Below are 20955 nucleotides of genomic sequence, written 5' to 3'. Positions count from 1 at the left end.
GCCATGAACGCTCCGCTGCAGATCGAGGCGGGTACGCTCGCGGTCCTTTGGCAGTTGTCGGCGCGCGCGCGGGAAGCATCGAGCGAAGAGACGCTCGGATTCGTCATGGTCAACGAATCGCTCTCGCTCGTGCCCTATCGCCAGGCGGCATGGTGGCGCGCGCGAGCGCCCGTGCCCGGTGCGGTGGCGGCTGTTTCCGGCCTGCCGCAGAGCGATCCGGGCGCGCCCTACGTGCAGTGGCTGGGCCAAGTTTGCCGTTTGCTCGAGCGTCGAACGATCGACGGGCAAACGGCTGCGCGGCAAGCTCAAGCGCCGGACGGTGCTGCCGCGCAGGGTACCTGGCCGCATGCGCTAACCGCCGATAGTTTGCCGGAAGCACTTGCCGCCGATTGGAACGACTGGTGGCCGACGCACGCGCTCTGGGTGCCGCTCAGCGATCGCGCGGGCCATTCGCTCGGCGGTGTCGTCTTTGCGCGCGAGCAGCCATGGACGCATGTGGACGAAGCGTTGTTCGCCGAATTGGCGCGCGTGTGGTCGCATGCGCTCGCCGCCTTTGCGCCGCGCGCGTCGTGGCTCGAACGCGCCAAGCTGACGGTGAGTGCCGGCAAGCATCGGCGCCGCGCGCTGGCCGCCGTCGCCTTGGCGCTCGTCGTGCCCGTGCCGCTGACCGTGCTCGCTCCGGCCGAAGTGACGGCCAAGGATCCGTTCGTCGTGCGCGCACCGCTCGACGGCGTGATCGATCGGCTATTCGCGCAGCCGAATCAGCGCGTGGCGGCTGGCGCGCCGCTCTTTGCGCTCGATTCGACGGCGCTGGCCTCGCGCTATGCGTTGGCGAACAAGAATTACGCGACGGCTCAGGAGGAATACCGGCAGACGGCCCAGCTTGCCGTGACCGACGACAAAGACCGCCTCGATATGGCGCTGCGCAAAGGCAAGCTCGACGAAAGCGCGATCGAGCTCGACTACACGGCGCACGAACTCGCGCGGGTAAGCGTGAACGCGCCGCGCGCGGGCGTGGCCGTCTTCTCCGATCCGAACGATTGGAACGGCAAGGCCGTGTCGATCGGCGAGAAAGTCATGCTGCTCGCCGATCCGGCCAGCGTCGAGCTGACGGCCTACGTACCCGTTGCCGACAACGTCGACGTGGTGCCGGGCGCGACGCTTACGCTTTACCCGAAAAGCTCGCCGCTGGCTTCATACGATGCGCGCATCGATACGGTCGCCTATCGAGCCGAGCCGACGCCTGAAGGCGTCGTCGCATACCGCGTCAAGGCGACGTTCACGGGTTCGGCCAAGCCGCCGCTCGGCGTTATGGGGACCGCGCGCATTCACGGCCGCTGGGTGCCGCTTGCCTACTACCTGCTACGCCGGCCGTTGGCGACGGTTCGGCAGTGGCTCGGCTGGTAGGCCGTGGCCCGTGCAACAAGTGAGCTAGCACTTCGATGCCCCGCCTTCCGTCCCTTCGCCAAGAACTGAGCTTGACGCCCGGCGCCGCCACGCCCGATGGCGCACCGACCTGGATGCTGCACGACCCGGCCGGCAATCGCTTCTTTCAGATCGGCTGGCCCGCGTTCGAAATGCTCTCGCGCTGGCCGCTCGACGATGGCGAGGCGATCGTCGCCTCGGTCAATGCCGAGACCACGCTGCGCTTGACGCTCGATGACTTCGAGTCGCTCGTGCGGATGCTGCATCAGCAGCACCTGCTCGTGGCGGCGAGCCCGGCCGACACGGGGCGGCTCGCGAGCGCGGCCGCGGCGAGCAAGCTCTCGCATGCGATGTGGCTGCTCAAGCACTATTTGATGATCCGGGTGCCTTTGTGGCGGCCGATGCCGTTTCTTAGGCGTTTCGCGCGCTATGCCGAGGTCGCGTATCGGCCCGCGTTTTGGATCGTCGTCGCGCTGACGGCGATGGCGGGCCTCGTGCTCGTCTCGCGCCGATGGGATGAATTCATCCATACGTTTCACGGATACGCCGATCTGCGCGGCGTGATCGCGGTGGGCATCGCGCTCGGGTGCGCCAAGGTATTGCACGAGTTCGGGCACGCGTTCACGGCGCATCGCTATGGTTGTCGGGTGCCGACGATGGGCGTCGCGTTGCTCGTGATGGTGCCCGTGCTTTACACCGATACGACCGAGGCGTGGAAGGTGCCGGGCCGGGCGGAGCGATTACGTATCGGCGCGGCGGGGATGCTGACGGAACTGGCGTTGGCGGCTTTCGCGACCCTCGCCTGGAGCGTACTGCCCGATGGGCCTGTGCGCGCAGGTGCGTTCTTGCTCGCGACGACCACATGGATCGGCACGCTGACGATCAACGCGAGCCCGTTCATGCGCTTCGACGGCTATTTCCTGCTGTCGGACTGGCTCGACATGCCGAATCTGCACGATCGCGCATTCGCGTTCGGGCGCTGGTGGATGCGCGAACGATTGTTCGGCCTCGGCGATCCTCAACCCGAGCCGTGCGCGCCGAGGCGCCGGCGCTTTCTGATCGCATTTTCGTTTGCGACCTGGCTGTATCGGCTCGCCGTCTTTTTCTCGATCGCGCTCGTCGTTTATCACGCGTTCTTCAAAGCGCTGGGCCTCGCACTCTTTTGCGTCGAGTTCGGCTGGTTTATCGCGCGGCCGATCGTGCGTGAAGCGGTCGCTTGCTGGCGCGCTCGCGCGTCGCTGCGGTGGCGGCGAGAGACGCGGCGCACGGCGTTCATCGGCGCCTCGCTTGCGGCGCTGCTCGTGCTGCCCTGGCATGGCGGCGTGAACGCGCCGGCTGTTTTTGGGCCGCTGCGGGCGCAGGGCTTGTACGCCCCGGAAGCCGCGACTGTGACGGGCGATGCGTCCGTTGCGCATGACGGCGAGCGCGTGCACGCGGGCCAAGTGTTGGCCGTGCTGGCTTCGCCCGATCTCGCGCATAAACTGCAAACGGCGCAGGCCGAGGAGACGCTGCTGCGCTGGCAGGTCGAGCAGCAGTCGTTCGACGCTCGGCTGCTCGAGCAAGGCGTTGCGCTGCAACGGCGCTGGGAGGCGGCGCGCGAAACGGTGAAGGGGCTCACGGCGCAAGTGGCGCAGCTCACGCTGCGCGCGCCGTTCGACGGCGTCGTGCAAACCGATGACGAGTTGGCACCCGGCACGTGGCTGCCGCGCGGCGAGCATGTGTTCGATGTCGTGGGGCCCGCGGGCGTGAAGGGCGAAGCGTTCATCGGCGAGAACGATGCCGCGCGCGTGTCGCCGGGCGACCGCGTGACATTCGTCGCGTCGGTACCCGAACTGGGGGCATTGACTTGCACGGTGGCGGCCGTCGATCGCGTCAACGTCGCGACGCTCGATACGCCGTCTCTCGCTAGCGTCTACGGCGGGCCGCTGCCCGTGCAGACGCAGCCCAATACGCATCAACTCGTGCCGCTCGCGGCGACTTACCGCGTACGCATCGATGCGTGTCCGGCGACGAAGGCTTGGCCGCGCGAGGTCGTGGGCGAGGCGGCGATCGGTGGTTCGCGGCAAAGCTTCGCCTGGCGCGGGTTGAAGTGGCTCGCCTCCGTGTTCCAGCGCGAAAGCGGTGCGTGAGGTGGACAGGCAGGCAATCGGCCGCCGGTCGATGGCGCCCGCTATGCCGAACTCGGTTTGCCCGAGAACATGGAGATGGGCTTCTCGGCGGGGCGTTCCAACCCGGCCGAAAACGCCTTCATAGCCTCGATGAGCGGTATCAAAGCTTGCCAGAGCGCATCGTCGTGCAGCATCTTATAGGCGCCCGTGAAGCCGGGCGCCGTATGCCCTTCGCGGTCGGCATCGGGTTGCCAAGCGCCGACGCATTTGAGCGCATCGCTCAACGCGAACATCGTTTTATAGAACTGGCTCGGTTCGATACGCGAGAGCGCCATCAACACGATCGATAGATTTTGGATCGCGTTCAACGTACCGGGCCTGGCGAGCCCGTCGACGAGAACCTGCGCGACGGGGCTCTTCGCGCAGACCAGATCGTTCGCGAACCGCAATATGCCGTGCTCATGCAGGCTTCGCACGAGACGGTCGAGCGCTTCGCGCGCGTCGGGTTCGGTCCTGGAAGGCTCGGGTTCGTAATCGATGGGTTCGGCCATCAGAATCTCTCCGGATGAGGCAGCGGGCGAGGCGGCTCGACATAGTCTTCGCGCGCCCATTTCACCGAGGCGTCGATGCCGGCGTTCGGCGTGCGCGTGTGATTGCGGTAGTTGTTGCTCGGTAGCGGCGGCCCGCCGTTCGGCCGCGGCAGACATTCGAGCTTGACCGCGAGCTCTTTGTACGCGGGCGTGTTGACGTCGGGATCGTGATGCTCGCCGGTCATTTCGTTGATGCCGGGTTTGCCTTGGTGGATCGGCAAGAACAGCGTATTGCCGCGCACACGGTCGGTCACGAGCGCGATCATGTCGGCCGATCCGCGGCGCGAGGTCAGCCGCACCCACGTGCCGTCGACGATACCGCGCGCCTGAGCGAGTTCGGGACTTACCTCGACGAACCAGTTCGGCGCCTCGCGCCAAATGCGGGGGCCGCGCCCCGTTTGGTTCGTCGACTGGAAATGTTCGAGCATGCGGCCGTTGTCGACGAGCAAGTCGTACTCTTCATCGGCTTCTTCGGCGGGCGCTTTCCATTCGAGCGGATAGAGTACGGCGCGTCCATCGTCGGTATGGAAGCGATCGGTGTAAAGCAGCGGCGTATCGGTGCCGTCCGCCTTGACGGGCCAGACGAGCGAGCGCCATCCTTCAAGGCGCTCGTAGCTGACGCCCTTGAACATCTCGGCGATGCCGGCCACCTCATCCATGATTTGCGACGGATGGGTATAGCGCCAGTCGTGCCCCATGCGCGCCGCGAGGTCGGTCGAGATGCGCCAATCGGGCCGGCTCTCGCCGAGCGGCGGCATGACTTCGTAAAAGCGCTGAATGCGCCGCTCGGTGTTCACGAACGTGCCGTCTTTCTCCGTACTGGGGCAGCTCGGCAGCACCACGTCGGCGAACTGCGCCGTACGGCTCAAGAAGATGTCCTGCACGACGAAAAAGTCGAGGTTTTTGAACGCCTCGTGTACGTTTTCCGAATCGGCGTCGGAAAACGCCGTCTCCTCGCCGATCACGTACATCGCGCGGATGCGCTTTTGCGCCGCTTCCTCGACCATCAAGAAGTTGTCTTGGCCGACCTTGTCGGATAGACGTTCGGGCTCGACGCCCCACGCCTTCGCCCATTTCGCGCGGATAGCCGGATCGGTGACCTTCTCGTAACCGGGGTAGACGTTTTTCAAGCAGCCGAAGTCGCTCGCGCCCTGCACGTTGTTATGGCCGCGCATCGGATAGCCGCCTGTGCCGGGGCGGCCGTAATTGCCGGTCACGAGCAGCAGGTTCGACAGCGCGGTGCTCGCGTCGGCGCCGTGGCTATGCTGCGTGATCCCCATGGCCCACAGCAGGCAGACGCTCTTCGCCTCGCCGATCATTCGCGCCGCCCGTACGAGTTCCGCTTGCGAAATGCCCGTGACTTGCTCGGCGAATTCGAGCGTGAACGGTTCGAGCGAGCGCCGGTATTCGTCGACGCGATTGACGCGGTTGGCTAGGAATTCGGTGTCGGCTAGGCCATGGTCGAACATATATCGAGAAAGCGCCGAGGCCCATACGAGATCGGTGCTCGCCTTGGGCCGCAAGTACAAGTCGGCGCGCTCGGCCATTTCGTGGCGGCGTGTGTCGACGACCAGTAGCTTCTGCCCGCGGTGCTTGTGCGCGGACTTGATGCGCGAGGCGATGACGGGGTGGTTTTCGGCGGTGTTGCTGCCGACGATGATCACGAGGCCCGCCTGTTCGATATCGGCAATCGTGCCCGCATCGCCGCCGTAGCCCACCGTTCGGAACAGGCCCATCGTCGCCGGGTTCTGGCAATAGCGCGACGAGTTGTCGACGCTGTTCGTGCCGATGATGAGGCGCGCGATCTTTTGCGTGAGATAGGCTTCCTCGTTGCTGGCTTTGCTCGATCCGATGAAGCCGATGCTGTCGGCGCCGTGCCGGTCGCGGATGTCGAGCAGCTTGCGCGCAACGAGCGCCAGCGCCTCGTCCCAACTGGCCGGACGAAAGCGGCCGTGTTCGCGGATAAGCGGGGTGGTGAGACGTTTCTCGTCATTGATGAAGTCCCACGCGAATTTGCCTTTGATGCAAGTGGAGATGCCGTTGGCGGGTGCCTCGGCCATCGGTTGAACTTTCAGCAGATGACGTTCGCGCGTCCACATCTCGAACGAACAGCCGACGCCGCAGTAGGTGCACACGGTCTTGGTGCGCTTAATCTCGGGTTGCCGCCAATGCATGTCCATGACCGAAATACCGGTGATGGGCGGCGCACCGATCGTGTTTTCGAGCGCCTTGACGACTTCGATCAGCGGCCGTTTCAGCGCTTGCGGCATCGCGGTGAAGGGCCCGGCGTCGGGCTGCATCGTTTTCTCCAGCAGCGCATTGCACGGACATACGGTGACGCAATGACCGCAGCTCACGCAACTCGATTCGTCGATGCTCTGGCCGCCGTCCCAGAGCACGCGCGGGTGTTCCATCGTGTAGTCGATGCTCAGCGTCTCGTTCACTTCGACGTTTTGACAGGCCTCGACGCAGCGTCCGCACAAGATGCATTGGTCGGGGTCATAGGTATAAAACGGGCTGCTCTGGTCTTTTTCGTAGGGCTTGCGCCGGTAGGGATAGCGCTGGATCGGCGGGTTCATCTCGGCGACCGTGTTGTGCAGCGTGCAATCGCCCGTGTTGTGCTCGCAGACGGTGCAATACAGTTCGTGCTTGGCGAGTATCCGATCGAGGCCCTCGTGCCGCGCGGCCTTGGCTAGCTCGCTGCCGCTGACGATCGCGAGGCCTTCACGGCTGCGCACGGTGCAGCCGCGTACGAGTTGCCCGTCGACCTCGACCCAGCAAACGTCGCATGTTTGTAATGCGCCGAGCGACGGGTGGTAGCAGACATGCGGCAGATGCACGCCGTGCGCATCGAGGAACTCGACGAGCGGTTGGTCGGAACGGCCGCTCAGCGCTTTGCCGTCATAGGTCAGCGTGCAGGAGGTCGCGTCTGCCATGAATGTCCCCATCGTTGCGTCGTTCGGTTCGGCTGCTGCCGCCCTGCGTATCGTTCGGCGAAACGTCAGCAGTCCGAAACGATGTCGAAAGCGACGAGGCAACGATGCGAAACAGCGACAAGCGAACAGCCGTCAGCATCGTTCGTTCCCGCTCGATGCTCGCCACGCCGGGCGCGATGCGAGCGCCGCGTGCGCCTTGGGATCGACGGCGCGGCACGCGGGATGCTTAAGTCGTTAAACGCTGTTTCGAGGACGGAGAATTCCATGTCGAATGCGCAAGAACGCGAACGCGGTGGCCAGCAAGACGAACCCGTGCAGGGGCAGCCGGTGCCGGGTCATACGGAAAACATGCCCGTTGGACCGGACATGCCGCAGTCCCCTGGTGGCGGAGCAATGGAAGACACCGGCCCGGGAGCACGGCCGGACACCAAGCCCGGCACGCCGCCGGGCACGCAAAGCGAGCGCGATCGGTTGCGCGGTGAGAGCTGAGGGCGCGATGGCAAAACCACTGACGTTATTAAGGATCGGCAAGCGTGCCGCCGGTGTGGCCGAAGCTTCGCGCGGCTCGCTCGATTTACGGCGCGCGGCGGCGTCAGGAACCGTAGCTGGGTTGTGCGCGGCGGGGGCGGCGGCGTATTGCGCGAGGCAGGAGGGCGCCACGGCCTATGCGCCGCTCAATGCCGTCACGCATTGCGTTTGGCCTGAGCGTGCGCAGCGCGAGCAAGGTTTCAGCGTGCGGCACACTGTATTCGGGCTCGGCATCCACCAAGCGGCGGCGATTTTTTGGGCGCTGCTGTTCGAGCGCATCGTGCCGCGCGAGCCGCGCCGGCATCCGGCGGCGCTGCTCGCGGCCGCTGCCGGGACGGCGGCGACCGCTTACGTCGTCGACTACCACTTCGTGCCGAAGCGCCTGACGCCGGGCTTCGAAGCCCATCTCGGGCCGCGCTCGATGACGCGCGTTTATGCCGGCATCGCCTTGGGACTCGCCGCGGCGGCGTTGCTGCGTTCGTCCAAGCGGTGAGATGACGCCGCCCGATACCTCAGAGCGGCCAATACTCGCAGACATCGGCGAGTGCATTGCGCAGCCAGATGCTCGCGGGATCGAGCTGGCTGCGCGGATGCCATGCGGCGAACATCGTAAAGCCTCGCGCCTCGAAGGGTAGATCGAACATGTCGAGCGTGTCGCGGTAGCGCGTGACGAGCCGTGACGGCAAGGTCGAGACATAGTCCGTCCGCGCGAGCAGCTCCGGCACGACGGTGAAGTGCTGCACCGAGAGTGCCACGCGGCGTGCGCGTCCGATCGCCTCTAGATGCTCGTCCATGAAGCCGAAGAAGCTGCCGCCGCTCGTGGAGACGAGCACGTGGTCGAGCGCGCAGTACGTATCGAGATCGAGCGGGGCCGCGCCGCGCGGATGCCCCTTGCGTTGCACGAAAACGAAGCGTTCCTCGTAGAGTTTGCGCGCCTTGGCCCAGGCGGGCACGCCGCGTTCGGAGCCGATCAGCAGATCGATTTCGCCGCGCTCGAAACGTTCGATGCCGGCCGCGTGCTCCGAGGCCACGAAGGCCAATTGCACGTTGGGGCCCGCGTGGCCCGCCCACCATTGCATCAATCGGAATCCCAGCACGGCTACCGCTTGGTCGCTCCCGGCGATCGTGAAGCTGCGCGTATCGGCAAGCGGATCGAACGTCGGTTCGCTGCGCACGACGGCTTCGAGTTGCGCGAGCGCTGCCTTGAGCGGCGCCATGAGTTCGGTCGCGCGCACGCTGCGCGTCATGCCTCGGCCGCTCGGTGCGGGGATCAAGAGCGGGTCGCCGAAGATTTGCCGCAAACGCGCCAACTGCGTGGACACCGCCGGCTGCGTCAAATGCAGCCGCTCGGCCGCTCGCGTCACGTTCGACGCCTCCAGCAAGGCGTCGAGCGAGACGAGCAGATTCAGATCGATACCCCTGAGATCAACCATATTGATAGGTCGGATTGCATTAATTGACTTCAAGAATACGTTGGCCCTCGCTACAGTTCAACCGTCCGATCTCGATCGGCGCCAACAAACTGAACGGAGGGAAGACGATGAAAGCATGGATGCTCGACGAACCCGGCAAACCGCTTGCGCTGCGCGACCAACCCGTGCCACGGCCGCGGCGTGGAGCCGTTTTGCTGCGGATGGAGGCGGTGCCGCTGCTCAGCTATACGCGCGCCTATCTCGAGGGCAAGTTGCCGTATGCGTTTCCACCTGGGCCGTTCTCACCGGGGACCAACGGCATCGCCCGCATCGAGGCGGTGGGCGAAGGCGTGTTCGCCTTCCGGCAAGGACAGCGGGTGGCCGTCCATCCATATTGGCGAGCCGACGAAGGCGTCGCCGAGCCGGAGCAGGCGTTGATCGGCTTGACCGGCATCAGTGCCGGTAGTGCGTCGATGCTGGCCGATTTTCCGCACGGCACGTTACGCGAACTCGCCGAGTTTCCCGCATCCATGCTCGTCGCGCTGGACGGCCTCGATGCGCTGCCGTCGACTCGGCTCGCCGCCCTGGGCAAGTTCTCGGTGCCGTTCGGCGGTTTACGGCGCGGTGGGCTCGCGGCCGGCGAAACGGTCGTGGTCAATGGCGCCAGCGGCTACTTCGGATCGGCGGCGGTGCTCGCGGCGTTGGCGCTCGGTGCGAGCCGCGTCGTGGCATTGGGCCGCCGCGCGCAAGCGCTGGCGCCGCTCGCGGAGTTGGGACGCGGCCGCGTGAAAAGCGTCGTACTGACCGGCGACGGGGCCCGCGACGTCGGTGCGATCCGCGAGGCGGCGGGCGGCGGCGCCGATCTCGCGTTCGATATGGTGGGCCATGCAACCGATGCGGAGGCGACGCTAGCGGCACTGCGCAGCTTGCGCCGCAATGGACGGCTCGTGCTAATGGGAAGCATGGAAACGCCGCTGCCGATCCCTTACGGCGAAATGCTGATCAACAACTGGGCGCTGATCGGCAACTTCATGTACACGCGTGCCGATTACCTCGCGCTGGTCGCACTCGTGGCGTCGGGGCAATTGTCGCTCGACGGCGTCGATATCGCCGCATATGCCTTCTCGCAATTGGAAACGGCGATCGACCGCGCGGGCAGTGCACAAGGGCTGCAATGCACGGTCGTGTCGAACGAAGGCGATCGCGCGTGGGGCTGAGGCGCGGCTTCAATTCACGAGCATGCCCGTGAGCCAATAGGCCTGCGCGAGCGTCATGATGCCGACCACGGCTGCAAAGAGCAGGCTATGACGCAGCGTGAAGCGAAACAGAGACGCTTCTTGGCCGACGAGGCCCGTCGCCGCGCACGCAACCGCAATCGACTGCGGCGAGATCATCTTGCCGGTCACGCCGCCGGTTGTATTGGCGGCGACCAGCAGGGTATCGGACACGCCGATTTGATGCGCGGTCGTATGTTGCAGCGAGCAAAAGAGGGCGTTCGACGACGTATCGGAGCCCGTCAGGAACACGCCGAGCCAGCCGAGCAACGGCGAAAACAACGGAAATGCGGCGCCCGTGCCGGCCAGCAGCAGCGCAAGCGTCGAGGACATACCCGAGTAGTTTTCGACGAAGGCAAACGCGAGCACGAGACCGATCGACAGCACGGGGCGCCGCAGTTCGCCGAGCGTTTCGAAGAACGTGTGAGCGGCGACGCTCGGACGCATGCGAAGCAGTACGGTCGAGATCAACGCCGTCAGAAAGATTGCCGTGCCGACGGCGGAGATGAAATCGAGCTTGAAGACGGCATCCAAGGCTTTGGGCGTCGTGACGATCGGTGCCGCCTTGAATACGAGCCGATCGAGCCCGGGTACGTGCAGCGAAAGCACGGTGCTCGCGAGCGCGCCATGCGCCGCGAACAAGGCTTTGAACGAGGGCAGACTCCAGATCGTGACGATGATCGTGAGCAGGCCGAACGGCGCCCACGCGCGCAGCGTTTGAGCGCTCGTGTACGGCGAGTGTTGCCGGCTCGTTCCGGCTACACGCATCGCGGCGGGCGTGCCGCCGAAGCCCGAGAGCGCCGCCGCGCCGCCACCGGTCGCGGCGACTGCCGATTGCGTCGCGGTGCGCGGCTGCCAGAGCTTGAGGAATGCGGTCAGCGCGACGAGGCTGACGAGGGCCGAGGCGATGTCGGGCAGTTCCGGTCCGATATGGTTCGAGGTGAAGTACTGCGTGATCGCGAAGCTGCCCCCGGCGACGAGCGCGGCGGGCCACGTTTGTTTGACGCCGCGCACGCCGTCCATGATGAATACGAGCCAGAACGGCACGAATAGCGAGAGCAGCGGCAATTGCCGGCCGGCCATCGCCCCGACATGGAACGCGTCGATTCCCGTGACTTGTCCGGCGACGATGATCGGAATGCCCATGGCGCCGAATGCGACGGGTGCCGTGTTCGCGATCAGACAGAGCCCGGCGGCATAGAGCGGGCTCAAGCCGAGCCCCACGAGCAACGCCGCTGTAATGGCGACGGGCGCGCCGAAGCCCGCGGCGCCTTCGAGAAACGCGCCGAACGAAAACCCGATCAAGAGCACTTGCAGCCGCCGATCGTCGGTGATCGACAGCACCGAGGCGCGGATGATCTCGAATTGCCCTGTCTTCACGACGATCTTGTATAGGAACACGGCCGTCACGATGATCCAGGCAATGGGCCACAGGCCATAGGCGAATCCGTATCCGGCCGCCGCGAATGCCATTCGGGCCGGCATGCCGAACGCCGTCACGGCGACGAAGAGCGCGAGCGCAAGCGTAATCGCTGCCGCGACATGGCCCTTGAGTTTCATGACGGTAAGCGCCGCGAAATAAAACACGATCGGGATGGCGGCGGCCAAGGACGACAGCGCGAGGCCGCCGAGCGGTGTATAGGTTTGGCTCCAGATTTGCATGTCGGTCTCCTCCGTAAATGCAAAGACAAGGCAAGGCCCGGCCGCGTCGCGATGCGCGCGGCCTGAGCGTGAATCGCCTGTTGCCGGGCTGTGCCGGCGCGTCGTTTATTCGGGTTGGCCGCGTGCGCGCAGCATGTCGGCTAGGCTGCGCGGCGCAGGCCTGAGCGGCGTGCGATGGTCGGTCCATCCCATCTGCCGTGCGGGGGCCAGCGCGGCGAGGCGCGTCGCGGCCCAACGAAAGAGGCGATAAACGCGCGGGTGGGCGAATGCGCCGCGCCAAAACCGCCAGACGATATGTTCGCCGCGCGTGTAATTCGCACCTTGGCCGCGCAGCGGGTGTGCGACGTGATCGTCGGGTGCGCGGTTCGCCTCTGTGCGCAGACGGATCAGCAATCGCGGGATGGGAATGCGCACGGGGCACACGTCCCCGCACGCGCCGCAGAGCGACGATGCGGTCGGCAGGTCGGCCGTCGCTTCGAGACCGAGCAGATGCGGCGAGATGAGCTTGCCGATCGGGCCGGGATAGGTCGTGCCGTAGGCATGACCGCCGATTCGCGTGTAGACGGGGCAGTGATTCATGCATGCGCCGCAGCGGATGCATTGCAGCGTCGCGCGCAACTCCTCGTCCTCGTACGCTTGCGTGCGGCCGTTATCGAGCAGGACCACGTGCATCTCGCGCGGTCCGTCGAGTTCGCCCTCGCGGCGCGGGCCCGAAATCAAATTGAAGTAGGTGGTGATCGCTTGGCCCGTCGCCGAGCGGGTGAGCAAGCTCGCGAGCGGCAGGATGTGCTCGAGCTTGGCGACGACTTTCTCGATGCCGACGATCGCGATATGGACATCGGGTACCGACGTCGAGAGTCGGCCGTTGCCTTCGTTTTCGACGAGCCATAACGTGCCCGTGTCCGCTGCCGCGAAGTTCGCGCCCGAGAGTCCGATGTCGGCATCGACGAACGCGTGGCGCAGCGCGCGTCGTCCCATTTGAATCAGGGCATCGACGTCTTCGGTGTATTCGGCCCCGTGGATATGCGTCTCGAACAAGCGCGCAATGTCCCGCTTCGTTTTATGGATGGCGGGCATGACGATATGCGAGGGTTTTTCGTCCGCCAGTTGCACGATGAATTCGCCGAGATCGGACTCGGTACACGTGACGCCGTGCTCGGCCAGATAGTGATTGAGTTCGATCTCCTCGCTCGCCATCGATTTGCCCTTGATGACGCGCTTGGCTCGATGCGCCTGCGCAATCCCCAAGATGACGGCATTGGCCTCGTCGGCCGTGGCGGCCCAATGCACATGCGCGCCTGCCGCGATGAGATTCGCTTCGAGTTGCGTCAGCAATTGGGGCAAGCGGGCGAGCGCGTCTTGCCGGATCGCTTCGCCTAGATCGCGCAGCGCCTCGCGTTCGTCTGCATCGGGAAACTGCGCGGTGCGCTTGTCTTGCAAGAACGACATCGCGCCGCGAAAGCTCGCGCGCAACGCGGGATCGTCGAGCGCCTCGCGCGCGCGCGTTTTGAAGTCGTTCGGCGCGACGAAATGAAGATGACGACTACTCATCGACGATCCTCCGCTGGGGCCGCGCCGGCGCCGCCGTCGTTCGTCACGATGACGACCCACAACCGGCGCGGGCCGTGCGCACCGTATGCGAGCGTTTGCTGAATATCGGATGTCTTCGACGGGCCCGACACGAGTGCCAAATTGGCGGGCATGCCTGCGCCCCAGCGCTCGGTGCGAGCCGCCTCGTGCAGGTCGCGATGCAACGTATCGGCATGTACCAGGGTGATATGCAGCGGCGGGGCAAGGGAGATCGTGCGCGGCGAGCCGCGGTCGGGTTCGATGATGACGGTGCCCGTTGCCGCAATACCGGAGCGCGCGACCGTGAACCCCGCTTCGACGGTATCGAAGAGTTCGCGCTTCCACGTCTCGATCGGCTTCGCGAACGCGAGCGGCTCGATCGTGCCGGGCAGGGCGGCGGCGAGTAGCGCGCCCTCGGCCCGCGCCGGATCGAGCAGCAGCCGCCGAACGCCCGCATCGGCGAGGCGGCGTGCCAAATCCGGGGCCCACGTCGCCGCGCTCGCGCGCCAAACGTCGGCGTGCGCAGCGCTCAGCGCACGTTCGAAGGCATCCACGCGTTGCGCGCGGGCCGCTCCGGCAAGGGGGCGCCAGATGGCGTAATGCTCGTCGATGCGGCGATCGAGCGAGGCCGTATCGCGCTTCGGTGAGGAAGCCGCGGCGGCTTGCAGCCGCCCCAAGATGCGTTCGCGAGACGTGAGCATGATTACTGGTCCTCCGTCTTCGATGAACGCCCCTGCACGGCCCGTGCATCTCCGCCCGTGCGCCGCCATAGGAAAGTGGCGAGATGCTCGACCGCAAGCGGGGCACCCTCGTGCCGCGCCGCATGGCCGATGTTGAGCATGCAGCCGCAGTCCGCCGTCACGAGCCGATCGCACCCCGTCGCGCACGCCGATGCGACTTTGTCGCGCACCATCGCGCCGGAGATATCGGGGTGCTTGAGCGAGAAGGTGCCGCCGAATCCGCAACATTCCGCTTCGCGTTCGTGATCGATCCGTGCAACGCCGGGGAGCGCATCGATCAGTGCGACGCCGTGCTCGCGCGTCCCCATTTCGCGCCGCGCCGCGCACGACGTATGCAATACGACGCGCTCGGTTGGCGGCTGCTCGTCAGGTTGCGCGGCAGGCACCGCATCGGCGAAATCGACCTCGAGCACGCGTACGAGGAATTCCGCGAGTTCATAAATCCGCTCGCCGAGCCGCTCGGCTCTCGCTTCGTTGACGGGGTCGCCCACAAAGAGCCGTGGCCAATGATGGCGCATCATGCCGGCGCAGGATCCGGAAGGCACGACGATGGGCCAGGGCTGGGGAAACAAATTCAATTGGGCTCGCGCGACCGCGCGAGCGTGTTCGGGATTGCCGCTGCTGTAAGCGGGTTGTCCGCAGCAGCTTTGCGCTCTCGGAAAATGCACCGTCAGCCCCTCGCGTTCGAGCAGGCGAACGGCATCGAGGCCCGCTTGCGGAACGAATAGATCCACGAGGCAGGTGGCGAACAGATAAACATCCGTTGGCCGGCGGGGCGGGTAGTGCCGATGCGGCATGTCTCTCTCCAAAGCCGTATTTCGACGACGGCATTGGGCGCATAATTGCGGCAATCGCCGAGGACCGCAAATTGGTTGGACCACCATGGCGATGCGCTCGCCGGACGGCGGTCGGGGGGAGGACAGGCGGATGAAGCAGATTAAGCAGATTAAGCAGACGATAGGTGACCGCTCGCGCGTGCAGGCCACGATGCGCGCATTGGAAACGGCGTTGCTCGACGGCACGTTCGCAGCCGGCGCGCGGCTGCCGGCCGAGCGCACGCTGGCGGAGCGTTACGCGGTCTCGCGCAATACGGTGCGCGAGGCGATCCAGCGATTGGCCGCGCGCGGGCTCTTGCTGAGCCGCCCGGGCGCGGGCGTATACGTGACGGACCGTTTGCGGACCGGGGTCGCGTCGCCTTGGGGCGAGCTCGTCGCCGACCATCCGGCGCTGCGCGAAGACATCTTGGAGTTCCGCCGCGTGCTCGAAGGTGCGACGGCGTACTTCGCGGCGATGCGTGCCACGAAGGACGAGATCAAATCGATCGAGACGTTGATGCGCACGCTCGAGAACGCGCGGCGCGACGATGACGTGGCGGCCGAAGCGCAAGCCGATACGCGGCTGCATGAAGCGATCGCGAAGGCATCGCACAACGCCATGTTTTTGCATCTGCATGCTGGCGTGCTGGGCGTTTTGCGCGAGCACATCACGATCAACGGGACAGGACTGCGCGAACAGGGCGGCGATTCGTCGGCATTGTTGCTCTTGCAGCATCGCACGCTCTGCGATGCGATTTGCGCGCGCCGCCCCGAGGAAGCGCGCACCGCGATGCAGACTCACATCGATTTCGTGCGCGCCAAACTGAACGAACGCACGAAGCTCAGCTAACCGTCGCGCGAATATTGGTCCAACCACGCGACCGGCGCAGCACGGGGAACGCCACGCATCCGATCGCCGCGACGGCCGTGACGAACCCGGCGAGGGCGGCGACGGTGCCGGGCAGGGCCGCGACGAGATAGATGGCGAGGGACCCGGCGATCATGTGCATCGCGCCCATGAGTCCCGACGAGGCGCCGGCGCTTTCGGGAAAGCTCGTGACGCCGCCCGCGAAGGAAAGCGGGAGCATGAAGCCGTTCGCGAGCGTCACGACCGAGATCGCGAGAATCATCGGCAGCGGCGTGGCGCGGCCGAAGCTCGCGGCGATCAAGCATGCCGCGCCGGCGGCGAGAATGGCGAGGCCCACGCCGATGAGCCGGTCGATGCCATATGTTTTGGCGAAGTGACGCGACGTCAAATTGCCGGCGATATAGGTGACCGATAGGCTCATATAGCAGTAGCTGATCGTCTTCGTCGACAGCCCCATCCCCACCAGCAGCACCGGCGAGGCGGCGAGATAGCCGAGATAGACCGCATAGCCCACGCACAGGATCAGCGCGTACGACCAAAACCGCGACTGGACGAGCAGCATCGGGTAGCTACGGAACGTGCGCGCCAGATTGCTATGCCGATTCGCCTTGGGCACCGTCTCCGGAACGTAGACGGTCAGCAGCACGGCGGCGGCAATTCCCAGCGCGGCCGTGAACAAGAACGGCGCGCGCCAAGAGACGTAGGTCGTGATATAGCCGCCGATGAGCGGTGCGAGCGCGGGCGAGGCGCCGACGATCGGCATGATCGTCGTGAACGTATGCGCGGCTTTCTTCGCATCGAAGATATCGCTGACGATCGCGCGGCCGATAACCATCCCGGCGCCCGCGCCGAGTGCCTGAACGATGCGTGCGAGACCGAACGCCGTGACGTTCGGGGCCAGCGAGCAGCCGACGGAAGCGGCGGCATAAAGCAGCATGCCGCCGATGACGAGACGGCGCCGTCCGTAGGCGTCCGAGAGCGGACCGTAAAGCGCTTGCGCGAGCGCGAGCCCGACGATGTAGACGCTGAACGTGTGCTGCAAGGCGGAGATAGGCGTACCAAACGCCCGTGCCGCCAGCGGCATGCCCGGTAAATTGATGTCGGAGGCGACGAGTCCGCTCGCGCTCAGTAGGACGAGCGTCACGAGCAGTACCCCTTGAGGAATGGTGCGGCGAGCCTGATGCATGGCGATGCTTCCATGGTGCTGATCACAGGACGGAAGCTTAGCGACTCGATATAATGCCGTCCAAGACTTAATCGATCACAGTTGATGCGAAAAAGGACTCAACCATGGAGCTGCAGCAACTGAGGTACTTCGTGGCGGTGGCCGAAACCGAGCATGTCGCGCGCGCCGCCGAGCGGCTGCACATCTCCCAGTCGCCGCTTTCCCGGCAGATCCGGCAACTCGAGGATCATCTCGGGTTGCAACTGTTCGAGCGGATCAAGCAGCGCGTGCGGCTCACGCCGGCCGGGCGCGATTTTCTCGAACAGGCGCGCGCTTTGTTGAGCCAGGCCGAGCGTATCGAGGAACGGGCGCGACAGGTCGGCAAAGGCGAGGCGTGCTCTCTGTCGATCGGGTATTGCGAGGGCATTATTCACAACGGGCGGTTGCCGGCCGCGCTGCGCCATTTCAGGGCCACGCATCCCCGGGTCAATTTGAAGCTCGCGGCCATGCGCTCGGGCGAGCAGATCGATGCGCTCGAACGGTCGCTGATCGACATCGCGTTCGTCTATAACCTGCCGAAGCCTAGCGAATCGCTGACTAGCCGTTTGCTGACGAGCGAGCCGTTCGTGCTCGCGATCGCGGACGATCATCCGTTAGCGGCGAAGCCGGAGATAGCGCCGAGCGATTTGGACGGCATGCCTTGGATCGCTTTGCCGAAGGCGCTGAACCCCGCGGCGCGCGAGCGCTTTCTAGCGGCCTGCGCGGCATCGGGCTTCACGCCCGATATTCAATTCGAGGTGGCGCAGGTTTCGACGACGCTCGGTCTCGTCAGCGCGAGGCTCGGGGCGGCGGTCATGCAATCGAGCATGCAGCGGATGAGCCCGCCCGGGGTCGTGTTCAAGCGGATCGACTGGCTGCCGCTGGCGGTGGACATCCACTTGTTGTGGCGCGCGCGTGCGCAGACGGCGGGCGTACGTCACTTTATGCGAGCGCTCGAAGAAACGGGGGAGACTGCCGCGCGCCAAGCGCTCAGCGCTTGAGCAGATCGTGCGAGTAGGCGAGCGCGACCACGTGGCTGCGGCTCGATGCCTTCAGTTTCTCGCGAATGTTGGCGACGTGAAATTTGACCGTGCGTTCGCTGATGCCGAGGATGGCGCCGATCTGCGCATTCGTTTTGCCTTCCTTCAGCCAATCCAACACCCCGAATTCGCGCTCGGTCAGCGGCGCGAACACCTCGTTCAAATGGCTCATAGCTTCTCCGCTTGCGCGCCCCGCGCCGCGTTTTCGTCATACGCGGCGGGGCCCTGCTAGGCATACCGGAGAAAGCATATAGCGACGAGCCCCGCGAATGCCATCGGCCAAGTCACATGCAGGCTATGTGCGATTGACCATGCCGCCGCGGGCTTCCCATCACTTCGCCGCGAACGTCTGCGTATTGCCGGTACCGCATATCGGCGCCGTGAAGGCCAGTTGGGCCGAGCGTTGCTTGCCGTAGCGCAGCGTGTCGACAAACGCATCGACGTTCGCCTTGGCGCGCGTGAGCGGGGCCGTCAAGTGCGAGATCAGGGCCGTTGTCGGCGTCACGATCGAGACATTGGCCATCATCCCCGCGTCCTCATGGTCGAGCACATGGCAGTGCATGACGAATTCGCCCGTGAAGTCCTTGTACTGCGTGCGCATGACGACCGTGTAGCCGGGTTTGATGAATATGGTATCGAGAAATACGCCGCGCAACGTGCAGTACTCCGCATCGCCGGTGGCCAGCTCGGCTGCCGTGCAATTGCCGCTCGAATCGTAGATCGAGACGCCATGCGTGTTGAGGACATCGACGATCTCGAACGGATTCACGTGGATATGAAAGATGTGTCCGCCGTTGCCGCCGGCGGCGATGCGCCATTCGTCCGTCGTGCCGAGGACCGCCGTATAGTCGATCCGCGCGGGATCGTATAGCTGCGAGTTCATGACGAATTGCGGCTTGCCGTTCGCGACGGCGACGTTCATCAGCATCGGCACTTGCTTGTTGATCGGCCCGGTGAGCGGCTGCTCCGGCGCGTAGACATGCGTGTCGAGCGTACGCAGATTCGCCAGAACGTCGGCGGGCAAATCGCCGTTCGCATCGACGAGCGAATTGCGCACGTATTGCCAGTATTTCGAGTGACCGAGGCCGTCGGGCGCATAGTCGGGCACGGTGGTGCCTTGGCCGATGCGCACGAACGCGAGCAAGCGGCGATCCTTGACCTTGTCGGCGCCGGATTGGTACGCGATCGTCGATGACGCATCCGCGGCTTCGTCGAGGATGCAATACAGCCCCGGCTGCGGGAATGCAACGAGCACATCGCGGCGATAACCGGGGTTCAGCGTATCGACGTCTTCCTCGATCATGGCATCGCGGGTCAACCCGTCGTCGGCGATTTCCACTTGCTTCACGACTTCTCCGCCGCACAGTTGATCGAGCGTGGTGGCAGTTTGCGCGCGGGTGTGCGCGCCGGCCAATAGCGCCCGCGCGGCTCGCGCGGCGTTGTCGATGTCGCTCGCGCTCGCCACGGCGTTCCGGGTCCCACCGACGACCGCCAGATTCGCTTGCACCACTTTCAGGTTGATCGTGTCGCGATCGCCGCCGTGCACGAGCCGCCAACGCTGAATCTGGCCCGCCGGCAAAAAACCGGTGGCCGTCGGAAACATCGGCTGCACGACACCGTTGATTTGCGTAAAGCGCCCGGAGATCTCCCACGTCGAATTTTTCTGGCCCGTGTGACCGGGGCGCGGATCGGCCACGAAGTTCAACTGGTTCGTGTAGTTGCGCAACTCGCCCACGCTGCCGGACGGGCACACCCATGCGAACGTTACGGGATCGGCAAGCGGGGCGGTGGCTTGCGCATCGGCGAAGCAGCCGTATTCGATCTGCTGGAACAGGAAGACGTGTTCGGGGAACGGCGTGCCCGAGCGATCGTGCAGGATCGTATCGATGTCGGCGAGGCCGCCGTTGGCCGCGCGATTGGCCGCCGTGCGTTTACCGCGAACGATCAGCACGCCTTCCATACCGCTGGCGGCGTCGATCGCGGTCGAGCCGTGGTGGTGCGAGTGATACCAAAACGTTCCGGCCGGATGGTCGGCCGGAATTTGGTAAGCGTAATTGGCCGAGCTGCCCGGCGGGACGCTCATGAAGACGTTGTCGCTATTGCCGGAAGGCGAGACATGCATTCCATGCAGATGCAAATTCACGGTGTTGAAGCAATGCGGACTGTCGTGCGATGGATTTTGCGGGCACGTCGCGTCCGATTCGGCCGGCAACGTATTGTTGACTTGCATCTTCAACGTTTGCCCGGGATTGACGTAAATCGTCGGCCCGGTCGGGCATCCATTGTAGGCGCGCACGTTGACTTGGTCGTAGGCGTCCGTCAAAGGGTTGTAGATGCTGTAGGACGAGTAGCCCGCGGTCAGCGTGATCAAGCTCGATCCATAGGCGACATAGCCGGGGCCGCCGCAGACGGGCGTTGCCAAGGCCCGGGCGCCGCGTGCGACGGGCTGTGCGAGCGCGGCTCGCGGACCGGGATCGAGATCGACGAACGAACGCGCCGAGCTTGGCGCAGCCGCCGCAGGCGCGCAAAGCGAGAGCGACGCGCAAGCCGCCACCGCGGCGAGCAACCGAGTGAACAACCGCATAAATAACTCCGCGTAGCGATCGGTATGGTGTGGGGGAATTGCAAACGTGCTGTAAGCCGGGCCGGCGAACTGCTCGGCACTCGCCACTAGCACTTGGAAAAGCCTAGCAATGAAGCGATTAAAAAAGAATTTCTGCGCCTGAAATGAATGTTTATTGTCCGAAAATCACTTTTTTATTTGATTACGGGCGGAATCGGAGG

General features: G+C 65.0%; 17 protein-coding genes. 7 read left to right on the top strand and 10 right to left on the bottom strand.

The genetic code is table 11. The features are described 5' to 3' along the window. The first annotated feature begins 3 nt into the window (after positions 1-3). Positions 4-1407, top strand: a complete 1404-nt coding sequence (locus DXT59_RS21275) for an efflux RND transporter periplasmic adaptor subunit (RefSeq protein WP_116138834.1) — start codon at positions 4-6, stop codon at positions 1405-1407. A gap of 35 nt (positions 1408-1442) precedes the next feature. Then, positions 1443-3554 carry an HlyD family efflux transporter periplasmic adaptor subunit gene (locus DXT59_RS21270; RefSeq protein WP_116138833.1) on the top strand — a complete coding sequence of 704 codons (2112 nt, stop codon included), beginning with the start codon at positions 1443-1445 and terminating at the stop codon, positions 3552-3554. A gap of 41 nt (positions 3555-3595) precedes the next feature. Here the strand turns inward: DXT59_RS21270 and DXT59_RS21265 are convergent, their stop codons facing one another. Continuing rightward, entirely contained in the window at positions 3596-4084 is a 489-nt protein-coding gene (locus DXT59_RS21265; protein WP_116138832.1) for a helical membrane plugin domain-containing protein, read from the bottom strand. Continuing rightward, positions 4084-7059, bottom strand: a complete 2976-nt coding sequence (gene fdhF, locus DXT59_RS21260) for a formate dehydrogenase subunit alpha (protein WP_116138831.1) — start codon at positions 7057-7059, stop codon at positions 4084-4086. Before fdhF ends, DXT59_RS21265 begins: the two co-directional genes overlap by 1 nt. Before the next feature lie 264 nt (positions 7060-7323). On the opposite strand from fdhF, the gene DXT59_RS21250 reads away from it, so the two are divergent. Together DXT59_RS21250 and DXT59_RS21245 are read left to right on the top strand one after the other, a co-directional pair. Beyond that, positions 7324-7548 carry an MARCKS-like protein gene (locus DXT59_RS21250; RefSeq protein ID WP_116138829.1) on the top strand — a complete coding sequence of 75 codons (225 nt, stop codon included), beginning with the start codon at positions 7324-7326 and terminating at the stop codon, positions 7546-7548. A 7-nt stretch (positions 7549-7555) separates the two neighbouring features. Continuing rightward, positions 7556-8080, top strand: coding sequence for a hypothetical protein (locus DXT59_RS21245; RefSeq protein ID WP_240324610.1), 525 nt, complete (start codon positions 7556-7558; stop codon positions 8078-8080). A 19-nt stretch (positions 8081-8099) separates the two neighbouring features. Here the strand turns inward: DXT59_RS21245 and DXT59_RS21240 are convergent, their stop codons facing one another. Further along, on the bottom strand, positions 8100-9020 hold the full coding sequence (locus DXT59_RS21240; protein ID WP_116138828.1) for a LysR family transcriptional regulator: 921 nt from the start codon (positions 9018-9020) through the stop codon (positions 8100-8102). 107 nt (positions 9021-9127) lie between these two features. On the opposite strand from DXT59_RS21240, the gene DXT59_RS21235 reads away from it, so the two are divergent. Next, positions 9128-10216: a zinc-binding dehydrogenase gene (locus DXT59_RS21235; RefSeq protein WP_116138827.1), complete on the top strand. Its 1089-nt coding sequence runs from the start codon at positions 9128-9130 to the stop codon at positions 10214-10216. Between the two features lie 9 nt (positions 10217-10225). On the opposite strand, the gene DXT59_RS21230 is transcribed toward DXT59_RS21235, so the two are convergent. The 4 genes from DXT59_RS21230 to DXT59_RS21215 all read right to left on the bottom strand — a co-directional run bounded on the left by DXT59_RS21230 (position 10226) and on the right by DXT59_RS21215 (position 15041). After that, on the bottom strand, positions 10226-11935 hold the full coding sequence (locus DXT59_RS21230; protein ID WP_116138826.1) for a lactate permease LctP family transporter: 1710 nt from the start codon (positions 11933-11935) through the stop codon (positions 10226-10228). A 105-nt stretch (positions 11936-12040) separates the two neighbouring features. Next, a complete protein-coding gene (locus DXT59_RS21225) occupies positions 12041-13486 on the bottom strand; it encodes a LutB/LldF family L-lactate oxidation iron-sulfur protein (protein WP_116138825.1) in 1446 nt (481 codons plus the stop codon). Continuing rightward, positions 13483-14205 (bottom strand): LutC/YkgG family protein, encoded by a 723-nt coding sequence (locus DXT59_RS21220; protein ID WP_116138824.1) that lies wholly within the window; start codon positions 14203-14205, stop codon positions 13483-13485. Before DXT59_RS21220 ends, DXT59_RS21225 begins: the two co-directional genes overlap by 4 nt. A gap of 2 nt (positions 14206-14207) precedes the next feature. Next, positions 14208-15041, bottom strand: a complete 834-nt coding sequence (locus tag DXT59_RS21215; protein ID WP_116138823.1) for a (Fe-S)-binding protein — start codon at positions 15039-15041, stop codon at positions 14208-14210. A gap of 130 nt (positions 15042-15171) precedes the next feature. On the opposite strand from DXT59_RS21215, the gene DXT59_RS21210 reads away from it, so the two are divergent. After that, entirely contained in the window at positions 15172-15909 is a 738-nt protein-coding gene (locus DXT59_RS21210) for a FadR/GntR family transcriptional regulator (protein ID WP_240324609.1), read from the top strand. Here the strand turns inward: DXT59_RS21210 and DXT59_RS21205 are convergent. Further along, on the bottom strand, positions 15902-17113 hold the full coding sequence (locus tag DXT59_RS21205; protein WP_116138822.1) for a multidrug effflux MFS transporter: 1212 nt from the start codon (positions 17111-17113) through the stop codon (positions 15902-15904). The two genes, DXT59_RS21210 and DXT59_RS21205, sit on opposite strands and share 8 nt — an antisense overlap. Before the next feature lie 104 nt (positions 17114-17217). Between DXT59_RS21205 and DXT59_RS21200 the strand changes: the two genes are divergently transcribed. After that, a complete protein-coding gene (locus DXT59_RS21200; protein WP_116138821.1) occupies positions 17218-18132 on the top strand; it encodes a LysR substrate-binding domain-containing protein in 915 nt (304 codons plus the stop codon). On the opposite strand, the gene DXT59_RS21195 is transcribed toward DXT59_RS21200, so the two are convergent. Both DXT59_RS21195 and DXT59_RS21190 read right to left on the bottom strand, forming a co-directional pair. Further along, positions 18122-18343, bottom strand: a complete 222-nt coding sequence (locus DXT59_RS21195; protein WP_116138820.1) for a response regulator transcription factor — start codon at positions 18341-18343, stop codon at positions 18122-18124. The two genes, DXT59_RS21200 and DXT59_RS21195, sit on opposite strands and share 11 nt — an antisense overlap. Positions 18344-18502: 159 nt before the next feature. After that, entirely contained in the window at positions 18503-20755 is a 2253-nt protein-coding gene (locus DXT59_RS21190) for a multicopper oxidase family protein (RefSeq protein WP_116138877.1), read from the bottom strand. Positions 20756-20955 lie beyond the last annotated feature (200 nt).

Source organism: Trinickia diaoshuihuensis (assembly GCF_003390925.1).
Taxonomy (GTDB): domain Bacteria; phylum Pseudomonadota; class Gammaproteobacteria; order Burkholderiales; family Burkholderiaceae; genus Trinickia; species Trinickia diaoshuihuensis.
Note: the sequence above shows the minus strand (reverse complement) of the source record. Positions and strands in the feature narration are given on the sequence as shown.